The sequence below is a fragment of the Roseiflexus castenholzii DSM 13941 genome (assembly GCF_000017805.1).
GTDB lineage: Bacteria > Chloroflexota > Chloroflexia > Chloroflexales > Roseiflexaceae > Roseiflexus > Roseiflexus castenholzii.
On the sequence record NC_009767.1, the window covers coordinates 145,266 to 162,008 of the forward strand.

The following is a 16,743-nucleotide window of genomic DNA, read 5'->3' on the forward strand; positions in this document are numbered from 1 at the left end:
AGCCGGTTGCAGCAAGGAACAACACCCAAGGAGGGGGAGCATGCACGACCTGATTATTGTCGGCGGCGGCGCCGCCGGCCTGGCGGCAGCGGCCTACGCCCTCGACAAGCAACTCGATGTGATGGTCGTTTACGAGAACCTGGGCGGGAAGATCAATCAGAAGTTCACGATGCACGCCGATACCGACTTTCTGGTAGGGCATATTCTCGTGCATCTCGACGCGCCTGAAACGACGTCGGAGGAGGTGACGCGCCTGGGTGCAGAAACGGTGCAGGAATTTGAACGACAGGTGACGACGCAACGCGGGCGCGCGCTGTTCGACCGGGTGCGCCGGGTGACGAAAGAAGGCGATGTGTTCAAGGTCGAGACGGAACGATCCGGGACGTTGCAGGCGGCGGCGGTGATTATTGCGTCTGGCGCTGTGCCAAAGCAGATCGACGCGCCAGGACGGGAGTTCATCAACCACGGCATCGGATATACGCCGGTGACATTTGCGCGCGCCCTCGCCGGAAAGACGGCGGTCGTCATTGGATGCACGCAGCGCGCGCTGCGCGGCGCCGCCGAACTTGCCCCCACCGCCGCACAGGTGTATCTGGTCGCGCCGAAGTTCCCGCACGATGACCCGGTCTTTGCCGTACTTCGGAAGCGCCCGAATGTTGAAGTCCTCGAAGGGTACACAGTGACCGAAGTGACCGGAACAACCACTGTGGATACGGTTGTTGTCGAGCAGGACGGCAAGGTTCGTCGGATTCCGGTCGATGCTGCGTTCGCCGACGTCGGGCTGACGCCAAACTCGGCGATGGTCAAAGATGTGGTCGAAACCGACGCCGATGGGTTCATTATTGTGGACAAGCGGAATGCCACGTCGCTGCCGGGGCTGTTCGCGGCTGGCGATGTGACGACGGTCTATGGCGAGCACACGCTGATCGCCATTGGCGAAGGGGCGCGCGCGGCGCTCGCCGCGCACGACTACCTGCTGGCGCGGGGATGACCCTTTGACGGGGAGCGGTTGCAGGTTGAACGTGGGAAGGCGAGTCAAGGCATAAGGCGTGGAGCAAGAGGCGAGAGGTGGGAAGCCTGACTCCTACTTCCTACCCTACGCCGGCGCATAGCCAAACGCACTGTGTTGGGGCGCCCACAAGGGGCGCCTTTCCATTTTCTCCCAAGACCCGTGAGGTTGAACGACCGTGACCGTCACCCTTGCCCGTTCCCGCCTGCCCATCGTCCGATGGTGACGGTCGCATCCCGCCCACGCCGGTAACTCTGAACAACGCCGGGGGCGCGGGCAGCGCCCGGTTTTCCTGCCTCGCCCAGGTGACCGTCACCTGGGGACTTCGACCCTTGAGGTCTTCGCCGTTGATTGCTGGCTGCCGGAGCACGCTCGCGCGGAATGATCCGCGCTCCTGGCGGGTACATTTCCCGACCTCAAGGATCTTGGGAGAAATCGGGCGGGCACCCTCGGGGGGCACCTCTACGATGGTGGTGACAGGCGCCGCAGGTGGGGTGGGCGCCCTCGGGAGGGCGACCCTACTGCCCTGCAGGCAGCGCATCGACCTCGCACACCCCTGCCATGCACGCCAATTCCTGCGCGGCGGTGGTCAGGTCTTCCTCCTCGTAGCGCCAGATTTTACTGAAATCGATCTCCGGGAACTCCGCTGCCATGCGTTCGTACTCCTCTTTGGTGATTTCCACATACGGCATCTGCGCATACTGCGCGTCGAACGATGGCAGGAACGTCAGCCCGCCGATCACGTCGCGGTGATCCCAGACCCACTTCATCAGGTCTATCACTTCGTCCGGCTTGTAGGTAACGGTACACGACGGATTGTGCTCCGTCCAGTACAGTTTGTTCTGCAACCAGTACTCGCACTGCTCGATGGCGGAGCGTTGATTGCGCGTCACGGCGCCTTCCGGCGATTTGACCGGGAAGTGAACAACCCACGTTGTGGCATTCTCGCGCGTCTGACCATTCTCCGGGTCCATCGGCGCGCCGGCGTCGCGCAGCACCTTGAACAGCGGCGAATGCACCGACACGCGCACATTGCGAATATAGTACGGCGCCCAGCGCGCGTGCAACCCGGATGCGCAGTCGAGCAACTGCGATGAATTGCCGCTCGGCTTCACGCATGTAATCGCCGCCGATGAATTGATCCCCAGGCTCGTGGCGGTCTGCCGGTTGACCTCGATGGCGATCTCCTTCAGGCGCCGCTTGACCTGCGCATCCTGCGCGACCGGGCTGTCCATCTGCCCGGTAATATCGACACCGAGCAGGCGTTCTTCCTCGCAGTTTTGCCGCCACATCGGGCGCAGACCGGGGAAGTGCGTCGCCAGCGACTGGATGGTGCCGATGATCGTCGCCACTTCGACCTTGTCGCGCAGCGTATCGAAGGTGTCATCGACGCGCGCAACGGCGGCGCTCAAATTGCAGAACTGCCACGGACGCAGCACGATCTCGCCGCACGGGTTCGTGCCGAACTCCGCCTCTTTTCGCCGCGCCGGTTTCATCAGGTTCGATGCCTCACGATTGAAGATGCCCGGTTCGCCGCGCTGCGACTCGACCATCTCCATGAAATGGCGAATAAACTCGAGTTGCGTCAGCCCGCCGCGGGGCCAGACCGCCGAGTTGTTGGCGTTCCAGCGCTGGCTATTCTCGCGCTCGAAATCGCCCGACTTCGCCAACCGCATCTCATCATCGTCGTAGTCGAACAACGAAATCATCGCAGTGCGCCGCACGCCGCCGCTCACTGCCGCATTGCCGACCGCGCACATAATGTCGTGCGCATCGATTGGACGCAGGAAACTCCCCTGCCGCGCAAAAATGCGGTTGCGCACAAAGTCGAGCATGGCGCGGAACGGTTCGGGACCGGACGCCCTGCCGCCTTTGGTGCGCAGCGGCGCTCCCGCAGGGCGCAGGTGCGACAGATCGAAATGCACATCGCCGCCTTCAAACCAGGTTTCCAGACCATAGCGCAGCGCATCCGCCCATCCCTCCGCCGAGTCCTCGACTACGAACGTCGTTGGCGGTTTCCCGGTCTGACGTTTGATGCGCGGGAAGTTTTCGACATACCGGCTTTCGACCGAAAAGCCGACGCCGCAGCCAGCCATGGAAATAATCAGCGCTTCGACGAACGAGTCGATACTCTCGACTGGCTGGTAGCTGCAATTGTAAATGGCGACCGCATTGCGCCGCGCCGCAGGACCGGCCATCGCCAGCAGGCGCATCGACGGCATGGCGCGCATTTCGAGAATGCTGCGCCGGATGCGCTCATACGTCTCACGCGGCAGGCGGTCGCCCGCGAGTTCGTGCAGGTAATCGACGGCGCGATCAACGGTTTCGATCCAGGTTTCGCGTCGCCCCAGGTCGTAGTTGAAGCGTGAATACTTGTCGAAGAACTGAAACTGCTGCAAGGGGGTCGGGAAGTAGACGCGCGCCTCATCGAATGCGCGCCGCACATGGTCGGGGATCGGGCGGCGCTCCCGCTCGCGCGCGCGTTCGGCGCGGTACAGGATGTAGCGCTTGGCAGCCTCGAATTCGCCAGCCGCCTGCAACACCATCTCGACAATGTCCTGCACCCCCTCGACGGTTGGCGGTTTGCCCTGCGACTTGGCGGCGACAATGTTGACGACACGCTGTGCCAGTTCGGGGATGGGCGTGTCGGGTGTGCGCCCAAAACTGGCGAAACAGCGCGCCATCGCGTTTTCGATCCGCGTCACATCGAACGGAACCACCCGCCCATCGCGCTTGATAATCGTGGTTGGAACGATGACGTCCGGGTGACGCACATCGATCGAACCTGTGTCGTGCGTTCCGTTTCGTGCCGTGTGTGATTGCGTCATGAATCCACGTCCTCCTGAAACAAGACAAGAGATACCACGCGGTGCGCTGATCGGTTGCCAGATTCGTTGCACCGCCTATCACTATGTAAAGCAATTCAGTTATGGTCAAGCCGGGCAGAACACGCTCACGCCGGTGACAGGAACTACGTAGTAGCGTTGATGCCAGCGGTTGTCAACATATTGTATAGAAGAGGACAAAACGCTTCCTAAATATGGCGCTGCAAGGATAGCACACCTCTGAGGATGTGTCAAGATTATCATAAGGGGAAAAGAAAAACTTTACAACTGATAGTAAAGCTGGCGACCGATGAAGATTAAGAACTAAATCCGGTATAGCCCGCCAGGCGTCCACATGCGCGGTTCGGCACGTTCACCGCGCGTGGGCGCTCCGTCCCCATCCACGCAGGCGAACGGTCGACCGCACGTCCTTCAGGGTCGATTTCAATCGCCGGCAGCCTGCCCCCTTCGCCGGTAACGGTTCACGGGGGAGAAACGATGACACCAATCGCCCAAGACGGGGGGGGGGAGAGGGCAACCCCCGCAAAGGAGCAGCGGCGGCGGAATGGTCCTCCGCAAGCGCCAACACACGGCGCCCCACCGCCCCGAAGCGCCGCACAGCACCCCTGCGCTCCCGGGAGGAGCGTGAACCGTTGCTTTCCGCCACAAAAGTACGATGTATTGTAAAAAAAGGTGTATAATAGCCTGCACCCATGCGCATCTGTCCCAGGTGGCGTCGGGTCATGTCAGTCCGGTTCTTTTGGATCGCAGCACACCGTTGGCATACCATCGCACCATTGCGAGCCAGTTGCTTCGTTCGGCCCCGATTGCCGGTCTGGCAGCTTCTGGTAGTGGTCACCTCCCGCTGACAGAGATCTATGTCGAGCGGGGCATTGTGCCTGCGCGGAACAGGAGCAGTTCCGCGCCATCGTCGCTTGCCGATCTGGCGCGCGCGCCGCGCGCGCGGCTGGCGCTCGAAGGGAGCGCCGGCAGCGGAAAGAGCATGGCTGTGCGCTGGCTGGCGCTGGCATGCGCTGCTGCCGTGGCAGGGGAACCGGAAGGCGCAGCGACGATCTTCGCCGACTGGATGCCGCCGGCGCCGCTGCCGGTGCTGCTCGAGGCGTCTGCATTCGTCGCCGCCGCCGAGCCATGGTCGCTGATCGAGGCACAGTTGTCCGCCAGCGGTCTCGCCGCCTTTGCCGGATCGGTGCATCAGGCGCTGCTCAACGGCGAGGCGCTGATCGTGATCGAGGACGTGACACCGCGTTCTATCGCCATGGTCACGCAGATCGTCGCAGCGTTCCCCGCCAACCGCTCTATCTGCACCTGCCGCCCTCATACGAGCACTAATTCCTCGCCTGCACATCTCCTTCAGGCGCACGGGTTCCAGTTGGTCCACTTTGCCCCCCTCGAACGCGCCCAGGTCGATACACTGGTTGAACGCCTGCTGACCGCCATGAATCGGCGACGGGCGGTGCGTGAGGTGAGCGGCGCGGCGCCGTCGGCAATGCTGCGAAGCGGGACGATTGCCGAACAGATCGCCGATCTCCAGGGACGCCTGCTCATCGACGATGGATTGCGGGCGTTGACATTCGAGCCGCTGGCGGCGGCGATTGCGGTGGCAGTTGATGCTGGCGGTCACACCCTCCCGGCAGCGCGCGCCCGCGTCTACCAACAGGTCATTGCGGCGCTGTGGGGCAATGATGCGCTGCCGCCAACCGTGCTGGCGCCGCTGGCGCTGGCAATGCAACGCGCCGCGCATGATGATGGACGCTCAGGCGCTCTGATGCGCCCGGATGTTGAACGATTGATCCGCGAAGGCGTGCCCGATGCTGATGAGTCGCAGATTGCAGCGGTGATCGAGCATGCATTCGAAACCGGTTTGCTCGACATTACGACGAGCGAGACGCTCCAACCTGCGTACCACATGCCTCAGATGGGATTGCGGGCGTTCCTGGCGGCGCGCGCCCTGGCGCACGCCGAAGATTTCGATGCGATCATTGCGCGCTATGCCGATGATCCTGCATGGCGCGAGACGCTCACGCTCGCTGTCTGGCAGCGGATGAATGCTCTTCCGGCAGATGACGGACAGGGACAGGGCGCGGATCTTTCCATCTTCCGGCACTTGCTGGACCGATCAGAACATGGCAAACAGGACAGAGATGAGCGTTCGGCAAAGAAAAAACCATCACGGCGCGCGCCAAAACCCATCCCCGTTCCGCAACACGGCGCCGGCGCGTCCGCCATCGCTCCAGCACAGGCGACGCTGCTGGCAGCCGCCTGTCTGGAAGCAATCGAAGCGCAACGCTACCCGGATATCCTGCGCGATGTGCAGCAGCGCCTGCTCGCAATGGTTGCCGATCCTGCGGTTGCTGTGGAGGATCGCGTGCTTGCCGGGCTGATGCTCGGGCGCCTGGGCGATCCACGGTTTGAGTCTCTGCTGCCGCCGTTGGCGCAGATCGATGCCGGCGTCTTTGTGTATGGCACGAATGATGCCCCCTACAGCGAGGAAGGACCGGCGCAGCGCATCGATCTGCCTGCCTATCAGATTGGCGTCTATCCGGTCACGAATGCGGAGTACGCCCGTTTCCTGGCAGCGCGCCCTGGACATCCCAAACCGCACTACTGGTACGATCCACGCTTCAACAATCCCTCGCAGCCGGTCGTCGGCGTGACCTGGCACGATGCTGTGGCGTATGCTGCGTGGCTGACCCGCGCCCTGGCAGCCGAAGGGCGCCTCCCTACCGGTATGGTGGTGCGGCTGCCGCTCGAAACCGAATGGGAAAAAGCCGCTGTATGGGGTCCCCGCGCGCGCGTTAAGCGTCGCTTCCCATGGGGCGATCAGTGGGTTGCAGGCGCCGCCAATGTCGCCGAAACCCGCGTCGGACCGGATGGCAAGTCGCGCTGGGCAACGACGCCGGTGGGGTGCTTCCCAGGCGGCATCAGCCTCTATGGCGTGCATGATCTGATCGGGAATGTCTGGGAATGGACGGCGAGCAGCACCGAAGCAGCGCCTGGACGCGGCGCTGCAACAGGGCAGCGCACCGCTCTGTCACGCCTCTACGGCGATCCATCAGGAGCGCCGATGCAACGCCACCATTATGTGTTGCGCGGATCATCGTTCAACTCAACGACTGCCCACGCGCGGGCCACCTACCGCGGCAGCCACCTCCCGCCGGATTACTGGCGCTACAATATTGGCTTCCGGATCGTCATCGCGCGTCCTATAGCCGGGGAATGAACCGGGAAGGGGTGAGGGATCAAGGGTGAGGAGAGTCTGCCCGCTTGCCACAGTGCGGGTGTTGGCATCCACAAAGGACGCGAAGACGCACGAAGAGCGGAACCGCCATTCAACCTTCCCTCTCGCGCCTCGCGCCGCGTCCCGTGCCTCTCCCCTCTCCACAAATGCGAGATAAATCTCGCGCTACGCCCTTGTCGGACGCCTCGCCCCGTGCCTCTCACCTCTCCACAAATGCGAGATAAATCTCGCGCTACGCCCTTGTCGGACGCCTCGCCCCTCGCGCCTCTCCCCTCTCGCCTCGCGCCTCCCACACCTCCACAAATGCGAGATAAATCTCGCGCTACGCCCTTGTCGGACGCCTCGCCCCTCGCGCCTCTCCCCTCGCCCCTCGCCCCGCGCCTCCCACACCTCCACAAATGCGAGATAAATCTCGCGCTACGCCCTTGTCGGACGCCTCGCCCCTCGCGCCTCTCCCCTCGCCCCTCGCCCTGTGCCTCTCACACCTCCACAAATGCGAGATAAATCTCGCGCTACGCCCTTGTCGGACGCCTCGCCCCTCGCGCCTCTCCCCTCTCCCCTCTCGCCCCCCACACATCCACCCTCACCCGACGTGCCGTACAATACTCAAGTGCGGATACACGGGTTCGAGAGCAACGTTCCAGGCTCTTCGCTCAATGTCGAGACGCTGCCGCAGTCTTCCGCCCGACAGCACCGGATCACGAGAGGAGAGCGTCCACGGTGAACATTGCCTTTATCGATTCGTGGGTTCAATCGAGCGTCGAAGGAAGCGGCACTGCCGTCGCCATCAACGGGCTACAACACACGCTCCAGAAGCGCGGCATTCGGGTGACGCGCCTGGCGCCGCCGCAACCCTGGCCCCGCAACCTGACGGCGCGCCGACTCCTGTTCAATCTTCACCTGCCAACAATTCTGCGTCGTCTGCGCTACGACCTGGTGGTCGGTTTCGACATCGATGGTTTCCTCTGGTCGAAACAAGAGCGACACACACCGTATCTGGCGAGCATCAAGGGAGTGCTGGCAGAAGAGTCACGCCAGGAGCGCGGCGCGGTCCGGCGGTTGCTCTGGTCGCTGTCGCGGCTCGAAGGCATCAATGCGCGCAACGCCGACGGCGTGATCACAACGTCGGACTACTGCCGGGGAGCGATCCGGCGGCACTATGACGTGGCAGAGCAGCGTGTGCGTCTGGTGCCCGAAGGGATCGACCTGACCCGCTGGCGCCGTATTGCGCGGGAAGCGCCACCCCGCAGTGATGGCGCAACCATTCTCTGCGTGGCACGCCAGTATCCGCGAAAGCGCATCACCGATCTGGTGCGCGCCATGCCACGTGTGCGCGCTGCGGTTCCCAATGCCCACGCCATCATCGTCGGCGATGGACCGGAGCACGCCGGTCTGCGCGCACTCGTCGCCGAACTTCGTCTTGGCGATGCCGTGAACCTGACCGGCGCCATCCCTGATGACGACATAGTGGCACAGATGTACTATCGCGCCGATATCTTCTGCCTGCCGAGCATCCAGGAAGGGTTTGGCATTGTGTTCCTTGAGGCGATGGCGAGTGGTCTGCCGATTGTAGCCACAACAGCTACGGCAATCCCTGAAGTTGTGCCGCATCGCCGCGCCGGGCTGCTCGTGCCGCCAGGAGATGTCGATGCACTGGCGGAGGCGCTGATCGAATTGCTGCGCAACCCGGATCAACGCGCTGCTTATGGCGCCTTTGGGCAGGCGCATGTCGCGGCATATGACTGGGATTGCGTCGCCGACCGCTTCCTCGAACAGGTGGAATCGTTTATGCGCACCCCCACCGAACGCCTGGCGCATCCATTCCTGACCCCCTGACCCCTAACTCCTCGGCTTTGCGTTCCCGAACACCGGTTTTGGACCGCCGGACGGCGCCGCCCAACGCACGGCGTTGGCAATCACCCGGCGCACATTTGAGTCGCGGTAGGTCGGGTAGGACTCGTGCCCGGGGCGGAAGTAGAAGATTTTGCCGCGCCCGCGAGTGTAGCAGCAACCGCTGCGAAACACCTCGCCGCCGGTAAACCAACTGATGAACACCAGTTGCTCCGGCGCCGGGATGTCGAACCGTTCGCCGTACATCTCCTCCGGCAGTTCAAAGCACTCATCGAGACCGGCGGCAATCGGATGCCCCGGCTCGACCACCCAGATGCGCTCGATATCGTCTGCCTCGCGCCACTTCAGATCGCAGGTTGTGCCCATCAGTTTGCGGAAAATCTTCGAGAAGTGACCGGAGTGCAGCACGATCAGCCCCATGCCATCGAGCACGCGGGCATGGACTCTGTCGACAACGGCGTCCTGCACCAAATGATGCGCCATATGACCCCACCAGATCAGCACATCGGTGGTTGCCAGCACATCATCGGACAACCCGTGCTCCGGCTCATCGAGCGTGGCGGTGCGCACCTCGAAGCCGCCGTGCTCGCGGAGACCTTCGGCAATTGCGCCGTGAATCCCCTGCGCGCCATAGATGCTGCTTGCAGGATGGCGGCTATCCTGCTCGTGACGGAATTCGTTCCAGACGGCGACGCGAATGGGTGTCACAATGCTATCCTTTCGTCTCACAACGCACCACGAGTCTAGCACACCATTCCCCGCCCGGCAAACATCCTCATTTATCACACAAACGAGCGTTGCTGTGAACGCTTCAACACGAACGCAATCGCCGAGCGCAGGTCGCTTTGGGAGATCAACCCCTTCAGATCAACCCCCAGCCCGACAATCGTCTGCGCCAGTTCGGGCGACACGCCGACCAGAATCGTGCGCGCGCCGAGGAGCGCAACCCCCTGCGTCGCCTGGATCAGATGATTGGCAACCGCTGTGTCAACCAATGGCACACCGGTGATGTCGATGATCGCCCACTTCGCGCGGTAGCGCTGCACGCTATTCAACAATGTTTCGACGATCTGTTGGCTGCGCGCGGTGTCGATGTCGCCGATCAGCGGCAGCACCAGAGCATCCTGCGTGACCGGCAGCACCGGAGTCGAAAGTTGCCGAATCGTTGCCAGCAACTGCGCCTGTTGCTCGATCAGCGCCTGCTGTTCCGCCTGGCTGCGGCGCAACGCCTCTTCCATCTCCTTCCGCGCTGTGACATCGAATGCAATGCCGACCATGCCGGTAACACGCCCCTGTTCGTCGCGGAAGGGCGCTTTGTAGACCATCAGCCAGGTAACGCGCCCGTTCGCCTCGGTGATTTTTTCTTCGATGCCCAGGTGCGGCTCGCCGGTCGCCATCACCTGCTCATCGTCGGCAATATACGCCTCCGCTTCTTCCGGCAAAAAGAGGTCGTGGTCGGTCTTGCCCTCAACCTCATCGACCGAAATGCCGGCAGCGTCGGCGAAAACGCGGTTGCCCAGGAGATAGCGATGCTGGCGATCTTTGAGATACACCATTGCCGGGATGGTGTCGAGCAGGGCGCGCTGCACTTCCTGGTTGCGGCGCAGTGCTTCTTCGATCTGTTTTCTCCTGGTGATGTCGATTGCGATCCCGACCATACCAACAACCGCGCCACTGCGATCGCGATAGGGGACTGCCGAATTCGACACCCATCCAATCGTACCGTCTGGACGACTCACCGGCAGTTCGATCCCCAAGCTCGGCTCACCGGTCGCCATGACCCGCTCATCGTCGGCAAGGTAGGCTGCCGCAACTTCTGGCGGAAAGAGGTCGTAATCGGTCTTGCCTGCCATCTCTTCGGCGCTCACCCTGATACGCTCGGTAAAAGCGCGATTACCGTATTGATAGCGATGCTCCCGATCCTTGAAATAGACCATTGCAGGTATGGCATCGACCATACCATATCCGCGTTCGACAACGCGCTCCAGTTCGGCGATGCGCCGGTGCGCCGCCTCCAGGTCCGCCTCGAGTCTGGCGATTCGATGCACGAAATCAGTGTCGCTGCTGGTTGAGTCACCGCTCATAAAACCTCGTCTCTCTTGAGGCGCTGATAGCCAGAAGGGATCGCCGCATACCCTGGACAAGTTTCCTGCGCGGCGAACAGTCGCTTCAGGATACCGGTGTTTGGAACGTGATGATAGGCGCTTCAGCGTCCATCCGGTCCCCGTATGCGCAGGTCCCTGTGCCTGCCCGCCCCAACCGGCGCCCACAGAGGGACGCCCCTACTCGACGGGTATGTCCTTATAATTGAGTGACACATCGATCCCCGCGCGCCGCCGGATCGCCTGTGCAACAACGTAGACGATCAACCCAGAAAGAAAGATGCCGATGTTGATCAAGAACATACCAAACCCCAGCACCCCTTCGCTCAGTGTCGAAGGATCGAGGCTGATGCCGGAGAAGGGATCGTTCAGATACGCCCATTCCATCACGGTGCATGCCGCGAGCGACAGCACGCCGACAATGCTGATCACCGGCACGCCCGCCACCCGCCATTTCACCGGCGACCCCTCAAACACTTCGGGACGCCGATACGGGAGCAGAACCGCCGCCAGCGACACCAGCATGAAGGTCAGGATGAACCCAAAGATGCCGGAGAGCGTTGCAAAGTATGGCGTGAACACGTAAATCGCCAGCGATACAATCGACAGGATCCCCATAATCCACAGACTGACGACCGGCGTGTGGAAGCGCTCGCTGACAGTCGCCAGGCGCGCGGGCATCAACCCATCGACCGCATATGCCAGCAGGTTGCGTGACGCATTCAAGATCTGCCCCGGCAACCAGGCGTAGGACCAGAAAATGAACCCGAAGCAGATCAGGAACGCAACCAGCGGGTTCTGGCTCGCGTAGGCGATCAACTCGTGGAAACGCGGCATCGCGCTCAAGCCGACACTCTCCGCCCCCAGATCGCCAAGTGTGCTCACAGCGCCAAGGAAATCCGCGCCGACGGCGCGCGTCGTCGCCCATACCAGCAGGAAACCCCACACCGCAGCATAGATAACCGTACCGGGAATCGCCCACGTCTGCAACCGCGCCGCCTGTTTCACTTCGCCACCGATGTACGCCGAAGAGAAACTGAACCCCATCGTCAGGTAAATCCAGGTCATCGGCAACAGCGTATTCATCCAGTCGAACGGCGCAGCGGCATAACCGCTGGCGTTGACGATCTGCTGGTAGGTGTCGGGCTGCCCGTTCAGCGCGCCGACATAGCGGTTGAACACATCGGGAAACGCGGCAGCGTTCGCAGTCAATCCGACAATCAGCGCCACGAACGCACTCAACGTCGCCAACAGAAAGAGGATATTCTGCACGCGGAAGAACGACTTCAGCCCGATAGTGAACAATGTGGTCAAAATCAGGATCAGGAGAGCGCCGACGACAAACTGCCCGGTAGGAGTCACCGTCCAGTCTGCGACTCCGATGAGCGTGGCGTTACCGGTCATTGCCGCAAGCACGCGACAGAACGGCGCCACGCCATAGGTTGCCAGAAATGCCGATGGCACGCCGCCGTACAGAATCCACCAGATCGTCATATTCCAGCTGCCCATCATGCCTAGCGCCGGACCCAGCACACGACTGACGTACACATAGTCGCCGCCGCTGCGCGGCATGGCGGCGGAGAGGAATGCATAGACGCATGCGGTTGGCAACGCCAGCAATGCACAGAACAGCAATGAAAGATAGATGTTGCCGCCCGCATACGACGGAATGATCAGGAGCATCAGTGCGACCATCAACCCAATGCTGATGAAATTGACGTTGTACACCAGTACGTCGATCATCCCCGCCTGACGCACCAGACCAGTCGCTTTGCGGGCGAAGGCTCTTGGAGCTGCGATTGATTGCGAACGTCCTGCCACGTTGCGCCTCCTCATCAATCACGAAAGGTCGGAACCGAAACGATGGTTGACATCCCATGCCAGCGCGCGCGCCGGAGCACCATCCAGCGCGCCAGGCGCCAGCGGAAGAATAGCGAACATGTACGTCTGCCGACAGCGCAGGGGGGCGAGGTTGCAGAGATTTTCGGCAATCAGGATATCGGCGCCGAGGAGGACGGCATGCGCTGCGTCACTGCCGCCAACCGTCGAGTCGACGTTTAGCGCATCGACCGCGACCAGCGACACCCGACGTTCAACGAGTGCATGCGCCAGATCGGTGCTCAGGTAGGGGTGCTGAAAATAACGCGCGTCCTGCCAGAACGCTTCCCAACCGGTGCGGACGACGACAATCATGCCCGGATGCAGATCGACGTCAGTGAGAACCTCAACGCCTATCGGAGCGTCGTCAGCATATCCGCGCGCATCAACGACGACTCCCGGCGCGATGAAACGTTCGAGCGGAAAAGCATCAATCCCGCGCCCATCGGCGATACAATGGAGCGGCGCATCGACATGCGTGCCGCTATGACTCCCCAAGCGCAGCGCGCTGACTCGCCAGGGAGGCGCGCCGCCAGCGACAATCTGCACCTCAGGGTCGCCGGGGTAGACCGGCATGCCGCTCACGAGTGTTCGTGTCAGATCGTAGATCATCACGTCTCCTATTGCCCGATCACCTACCCGCTCACCAGTTGATGCGCCCGGATGCGGTCGCCTTCAAGGGTAATCAGTGCGCCATGCAACACCCCCTCGCCGTAAGCGCTGCCGGGATTGATACACAGTGTGCGTCCGATCCGCACCGCACCCCGCGACTCATGGATGTGCCCGTGCAACGCCAGCAATGGCTGAAACTCCTCAATCACCCGCCGCACTGCCGTGCTGCCGACCGGCGCCATTACCACCTGCCCGCCCTCGGTCACAACCGTCAGATCGTCGCGCACCTTCGGCGCGTCATCGAGCGTGCTGCGATAGGGCGGACTGTGCAGCACAAAGATCGCCGGACGGTCGCGGTCAAGACGGTCGGCAACGACGCGGATGCGGCGTTCCAAGTCTGCTTCGCCCATCTCGCGCGGACTGCGCCAAGGGGTCGGCGGCACCCAGGATTCGCCCAGTATCTGGTAGCGCCCCCATTCGAGCACGCATCCATCCGGGTTGCGCACCACGCTGCCACTGCGCAGCGCGTCATCGAGCGCCGGTTCGTCATCGTTGCCTGCCATCACAAAGCAGGCGACGTTGCTGCCCGCCAGTCGTTCTTCGGCAAGCGCAATCCAGCGCCGCACTGCGTCGATCATCACGCGACGGAACACCTGATCGAGATAGCCGGGTTCCGCTTCCAGACGGTGGTATTCGTCCGGAGCACAGCGGTACGGGTAGAAACCATTGAAGCGAATATTCTTTTCGAGCGTCGTCAGTTCCGCATCGTCGCGGGCAAGCGCTTCCTGCCCCAGAAACGACGCCCGATACCCGTGCGGCGTCTCCACCAGCGGCACGAGCATCTTGCCGGTGAGGTCGCCACCCATCACCAGCGCCTGCGCACCGTAAAACTGCGCCGCGTTCAAAAACTTGAGCCAGCACCGCTCCGAGCCGTGAATGTCGCTGCTGTAGAACAGGCGCACAGTCTCATCATTGGACGTTCGTTGTTTCCGGTTGAAGAGCCACATTGTTATCCGCCTTCATCAGGAATATCGTACCAGCGCACGCGATCCCCGATCCGCGCCCGCATTTTCCACGCCATCGTCTTCGGCTGCGCCTCGATGGTCTCGCGCAACACGGCAATCTGCGACGACACCCGGTAAGCGCCGTATACAGGACGCCCGACTGTCCATCGGTCGAGACGATCCAGACTGAGCGCCAGCGTCCGGTAGAGCCCCCAATCGCGCGCTGCCAGTTGCGCAATGTACGCCACGTCAATTGCTCCGGGTTCGGCGCCGAGCGGCAGGTCAGAGAGCAGCGCAAACAGATCGCGCAGGTCGTTCTCCGTCGCCTCCACGACTTGCAGTTTGGTCAGCAGCAGATCGGCCGGCGTCAGGGTTGCGGGGTGCAGGTGCAAACGGTCGCGCAGGTCGAACGTGTGACACATCTGGAATCGGTCGAGGAACACATCAATGTGACGTTCGTCCGCGGTGTGTCGAAAGATCAGGCGCTGCATGCCGTGCAACAGGTTAAATTCACGGTCCGGCTCATAGCCATGATCGATGAACAGGCGCTGCAACGTCGCACGTTCCCTGGCGAGCCCGACCATATCGATGTCTTTGTAGGAACGCTCGAAATCAGGATGTCGCGCCGTTGGACAGAGATGATAAATGGCGATGCCGCCAAGCAATCGCAGGCTGAGACCGGCGCCGTCTGCCGCAGCAATGAGGCGTCTGGCATCGTCGTAAAGCGTGTCAACCGGCATAGAGGAGAAGGAGTTTACACGAAGGTGAAGGTCAAAAGCCATTCATGGGTATACCATAGCAACGGATGGAAGATTTGTCAAACGTGGAGCGCGTTAGTATGATGAGTCCACGTGCAGAAAGCGCCCAAACTGCTTCAAGCGGTCAAAATCGCCGGATCGCAATCCGGGGAAATCTCGCTTCGTCCTTTTCGGTTCTGCCAACTGAGAGGCGAGAGGCGAGAGGGGCGCGGCGCGAGGGGCGAGGCGAGAGGCGAGAGGCGAGAGGCGAGAGGCGAGAGGGTCCCGGCAATGGTGTAGCGCGAGATTTATCTCGCATTTGTGGAGAGGCGCGAGGGGCGCGGCGTCCGGCAATGGCGTAGCGCGAGATTTATCTCGCATTTGTGGAGAGGCGCGAGGGGCGCGGCGTCCGGCAATGGTGTAGCGCGAGATTTATCTCGCATTTGTGGAGAGGTGAGAGGCGCGGGGCGAGGCGCGAGGGGTGAGGCGAGAGGCGAGAGGGTCCCGGCAATGGTGTAGCGCGAGATTTATCTCGCATTTGTGAAGAGGTGAGAGGCGCGGGGCGAGGCGCGAGGGGTGAGGCGAGAGGCGAGAGGCGAGAGGCGAGAGGGGAGAGGGTCCCGGCAATGGTGTAGCGCGAGATTTATCTCGCATTTGTGGAGAGGCGCGAGGGGTGAGAGGGGGAAATATCGCTTCGTCCTTTCCGGTTCTGCCAACCTGTTGCTGATGAAGCAGGTCAGCGAAAGTCTTGCCAGTCGGGCGGTCTATTTCATTCTCGATCCCATGACGCTCGGCGAGATCCGTCGTGCGCCGCGACCCGACATTTTGGCGCGGTTGTTGAGCGGCGATCTTCCTGACGAAGGCACGCTGCCCGAAGAACCAACAGATCCCGCCGACATCATCTTGCGCGGTCTGATTCCGCCGTTGCTGCGCCTTTCCTCGCCACAATCGTGGGTGCGCTGGTGGGAGGGGTATGTTGCGACGTACCTGGAGCGTGATTTGCGTCAGATCGCTCAGATCGACACTCTCATCTATTTTCGCAGACTCATGGAACTGCTGGCGCTTCGCTCAGGTCAGTTGCTGAATCAGTCGGCACTGGCGCGCGATGCGCATATGTCGCAACCAACTGTGTATCGTTATCTGGGGCTGCCCTGGACGATGCTTGCGTGACGACAACTGGCGTGCTAGACCGTAAGAGGCGAACGCAGAGGTGACGCGATGAGCGGTCTTGATTTTCTTCAATCAGTCCAATTTGTCACGGCAAAAGGCAAACGTTTGGCTGTTCTGGATGCAGAAGATTGGGAAGCGCTGATCGAATGGCTAGAGACGCTGGAAGATGTGCATATCGCACGTCAGGCCTCCGCAGAACTTAAGGCTGCTGATGGTGATCGTCAGCGCGCTGGTTGGAAGGAGTGGACGAGCGTGGCCGGAGAGATAGAGTGAGTCGCTACACTGTTCTCTGAGGT

Annotated in this window: 13 protein-coding genes; 6 read left to right on the plus strand and 7 right to left on the minus strand. The window is 61.9% G+C overall.

Annotated features, from left to right (window positions below; all coding sequences use genetic code 11):
- Positions 1-40 precede the first annotated feature (40 nt).
- Positions 41-991, plus strand: a complete 951-nt coding sequence (locus tag RCAS_RS00655) for an NAD(P)/FAD-dependent oxidoreductase (RefSeq protein WP_011997664.1) — start codon at positions 41-43, stop codon at positions 989-991.
- A gap of 536 nt (positions 992-1,527) precedes the next feature.
- On the opposite strand, the gene RCAS_RS00665 is transcribed toward RCAS_RS00655, so the two are convergent.
- A complete protein-coding gene (locus tag RCAS_RS00665) occupies positions 1,528-3,837 on the minus strand; it encodes an ATP cone domain-containing protein (protein WP_011997665.1) in 2,310 nt (769 codons plus the stop codon).
- Here RCAS_RS00665 and RCAS_RS24710 point away from each other — a divergent pair.
- The 3 genes from RCAS_RS24710 to RCAS_RS00675 all read left to right on the plus strand — a co-directional run bounded on the left by RCAS_RS24710 (position 3,836) and on the right by RCAS_RS00675 (position 8,929).
- Positions 3,836-3,988 (plus strand): hypothetical protein, encoded by a 153-nt coding sequence (locus tag RCAS_RS24710; protein ID WP_157042492.1) that lies wholly within the window; start codon positions 3,836-3,838, stop codon positions 3,986-3,988. The genes RCAS_RS00665 and RCAS_RS24710 overlap by 2 nt on opposite strands.
- Positions 3,989-4,642: 654 nt before the next feature.
- The gene (locus RCAS_RS00670) at positions 4,643-7,075 is read left to right on the plus strand and encodes an SUMF1/EgtB/PvdO family nonheme iron enzyme (RefSeq protein WP_198135977.1); all 2,433 of its coding nucleotides are present in this window, start codon (positions 4,643-4,645) and stop codon (positions 7,073-7,075) included.
- Positions 7,076-7,813: 738 nt separating this feature from the next.
- On the plus strand, positions 7,814-8,929 hold the full coding sequence (locus tag RCAS_RS00675) for a glycosyltransferase family 4 protein (RefSeq protein ID WP_011997667.1): 1,116 nt from the start codon (positions 7,814-7,816) through the stop codon (positions 8,927-8,929).
- Positions 8,930-8,932: 3 nt separating this feature from the next.
- Here RCAS_RS00675 and RCAS_RS00680 read toward each other — a convergent pair whose 3' ends face one another.
- The 6 genes from RCAS_RS00680 to RCAS_RS00705 all read right to left on the minus strand — a co-directional run bounded on the left by RCAS_RS00680 (position 8,933) and on the right by RCAS_RS00705 (position 15,322).
- Positions 8,933-9,652 (minus strand): ThuA domain-containing protein, encoded by a 720-nt coding sequence (locus RCAS_RS00680; RefSeq protein ID WP_232280113.1) that lies wholly within the window; start codon positions 9,650-9,652, stop codon positions 8,933-8,935.
- Positions 9,653-9,726: 74 nt separating this feature from the next.
- Positions 9,727-11,028: a PAS domain-containing protein gene (locus RCAS_RS23065; RefSeq protein ID WP_011997669.1), complete on the minus strand. Its 1,302-nt coding sequence runs from the start codon at positions 11,026-11,028 to the stop codon at positions 9,727-9,729.
- Between the two features lie 198 nt (positions 11,029-11,226).
- Entirely contained in the window at positions 11,227-12,867 is a 1,641-nt protein-coding gene (locus tag RCAS_RS00690) for an APC family permease (protein WP_011997670.1), read from the minus strand.
- Between the two features lie 18 nt (positions 12,868-12,885).
- The gene (locus tag RCAS_RS00695; protein WP_011997671.1) at positions 12,886-13,536 is read right to left on the minus strand and encodes a cyclase family protein; all 651 of its coding nucleotides are present in this window, start codon (positions 13,534-13,536) and stop codon (positions 12,886-12,888) included.
- Between the two features lie 23 nt (positions 13,537-13,559).
- The gene (locus RCAS_RS00700; RefSeq protein WP_011997672.1) at positions 13,560-14,543 is read right to left on the minus strand and encodes a metallophosphoesterase family protein; all 984 of its coding nucleotides are present in this window, start codon (positions 14,541-14,543) and stop codon (positions 13,560-13,562) included.
- A gap of 2 nt (positions 14,544-14,545) precedes the next feature.
- Positions 14,546-15,322 carry a hypothetical protein gene (locus RCAS_RS00705; RefSeq protein ID WP_232280114.1) on the minus strand — a complete coding sequence of 259 codons (777 nt, stop codon included), beginning with the start codon at positions 15,320-15,322 and terminating at the stop codon, positions 14,546-14,548.
- A gap of 681 nt (positions 15,323-16,003) precedes the next feature.
- Here RCAS_RS00705 and RCAS_RS00710 point away from each other — a divergent pair.
- Together RCAS_RS00710 and RCAS_RS00715 are read left to right on the plus strand one after the other, a co-directional pair.
- Positions 16,004-16,447, plus strand: coding sequence for a DUF4143 domain-containing protein (locus RCAS_RS00710; RefSeq protein ID WP_157042495.1), 444 nt, complete (start codon positions 16,004-16,006; stop codon positions 16,445-16,447).
- Positions 16,448-16,495: 48 nt separating this feature from the next.
- A complete protein-coding gene (locus RCAS_RS00715) occupies positions 16,496-16,720 on the plus strand; it encodes a hypothetical protein (protein WP_041330111.1) in 225 nt (74 codons plus the stop codon).
- Positions 16,721-16,743 lie beyond the last annotated feature (23 nt).

Excerpts from the sequence above, each read along its gene's own strand:
- RCAS_RS23065 (WP_011997669.1), bottom strand. The coding sequence starts at position 11,028 with ATGAGCGGTGACTCAACCAGCAGCGACACTGATTTCGTGCATCGAATC.
- RCAS_RS00695 (WP_011997671.1), bottom strand. The coding sequence starts at position 13,536 with ATGATCTACGATCTGACACGAACACTCGTGAGCGGCATGCCGGTCTAC.
- RCAS_RS00710 (WP_157042495.1), top strand. The coding sequence starts at position 16,004 with ATGAAGCAGGTCAGCGAAAGTCTTGCCAGTCGGGCGGTCTATTTCATT.
- RCAS_RS00655 (WP_011997664.1), top strand. The coding sequence starts at position 41 with ATGCACGACCTGATTATTGTCGGCGGCGGCGCCGCCGGCCTGGCGGCA.
- RCAS_RS00705 (WP_232280114.1), bottom strand. The coding sequence starts at position 15,322 with ATGGCTTTTGACCTTCACCTTCGTGTAAACTCCTTCTCCTCTATGCCG.
- RCAS_RS00715 (WP_041330111.1), top strand. The coding sequence starts at position 16,496 with ATGAGCGGTCTTGATTTTCTTCAATCAGTCCAATTTGTCACGGCAAAA.
- RCAS_RS00700 (WP_011997672.1), bottom strand. The coding sequence starts at position 14,543 with ATGTGGCTCTTCAACCGGAAACAACGAACGTCCAATGATGAGACTGTG.
- RCAS_RS24710 (WP_157042492.1), top strand. The coding sequence starts at position 3,836 with ATGAATCCACGTCCTCCTGAAACAAGACAAGAGATACCACGCGGTGCG.
- RCAS_RS00665 (WP_011997665.1), bottom strand. The coding sequence starts at position 3,837 with ATGACGCAATCACACACGGCACGAAACGGAACGCACGACACAGGTTCG.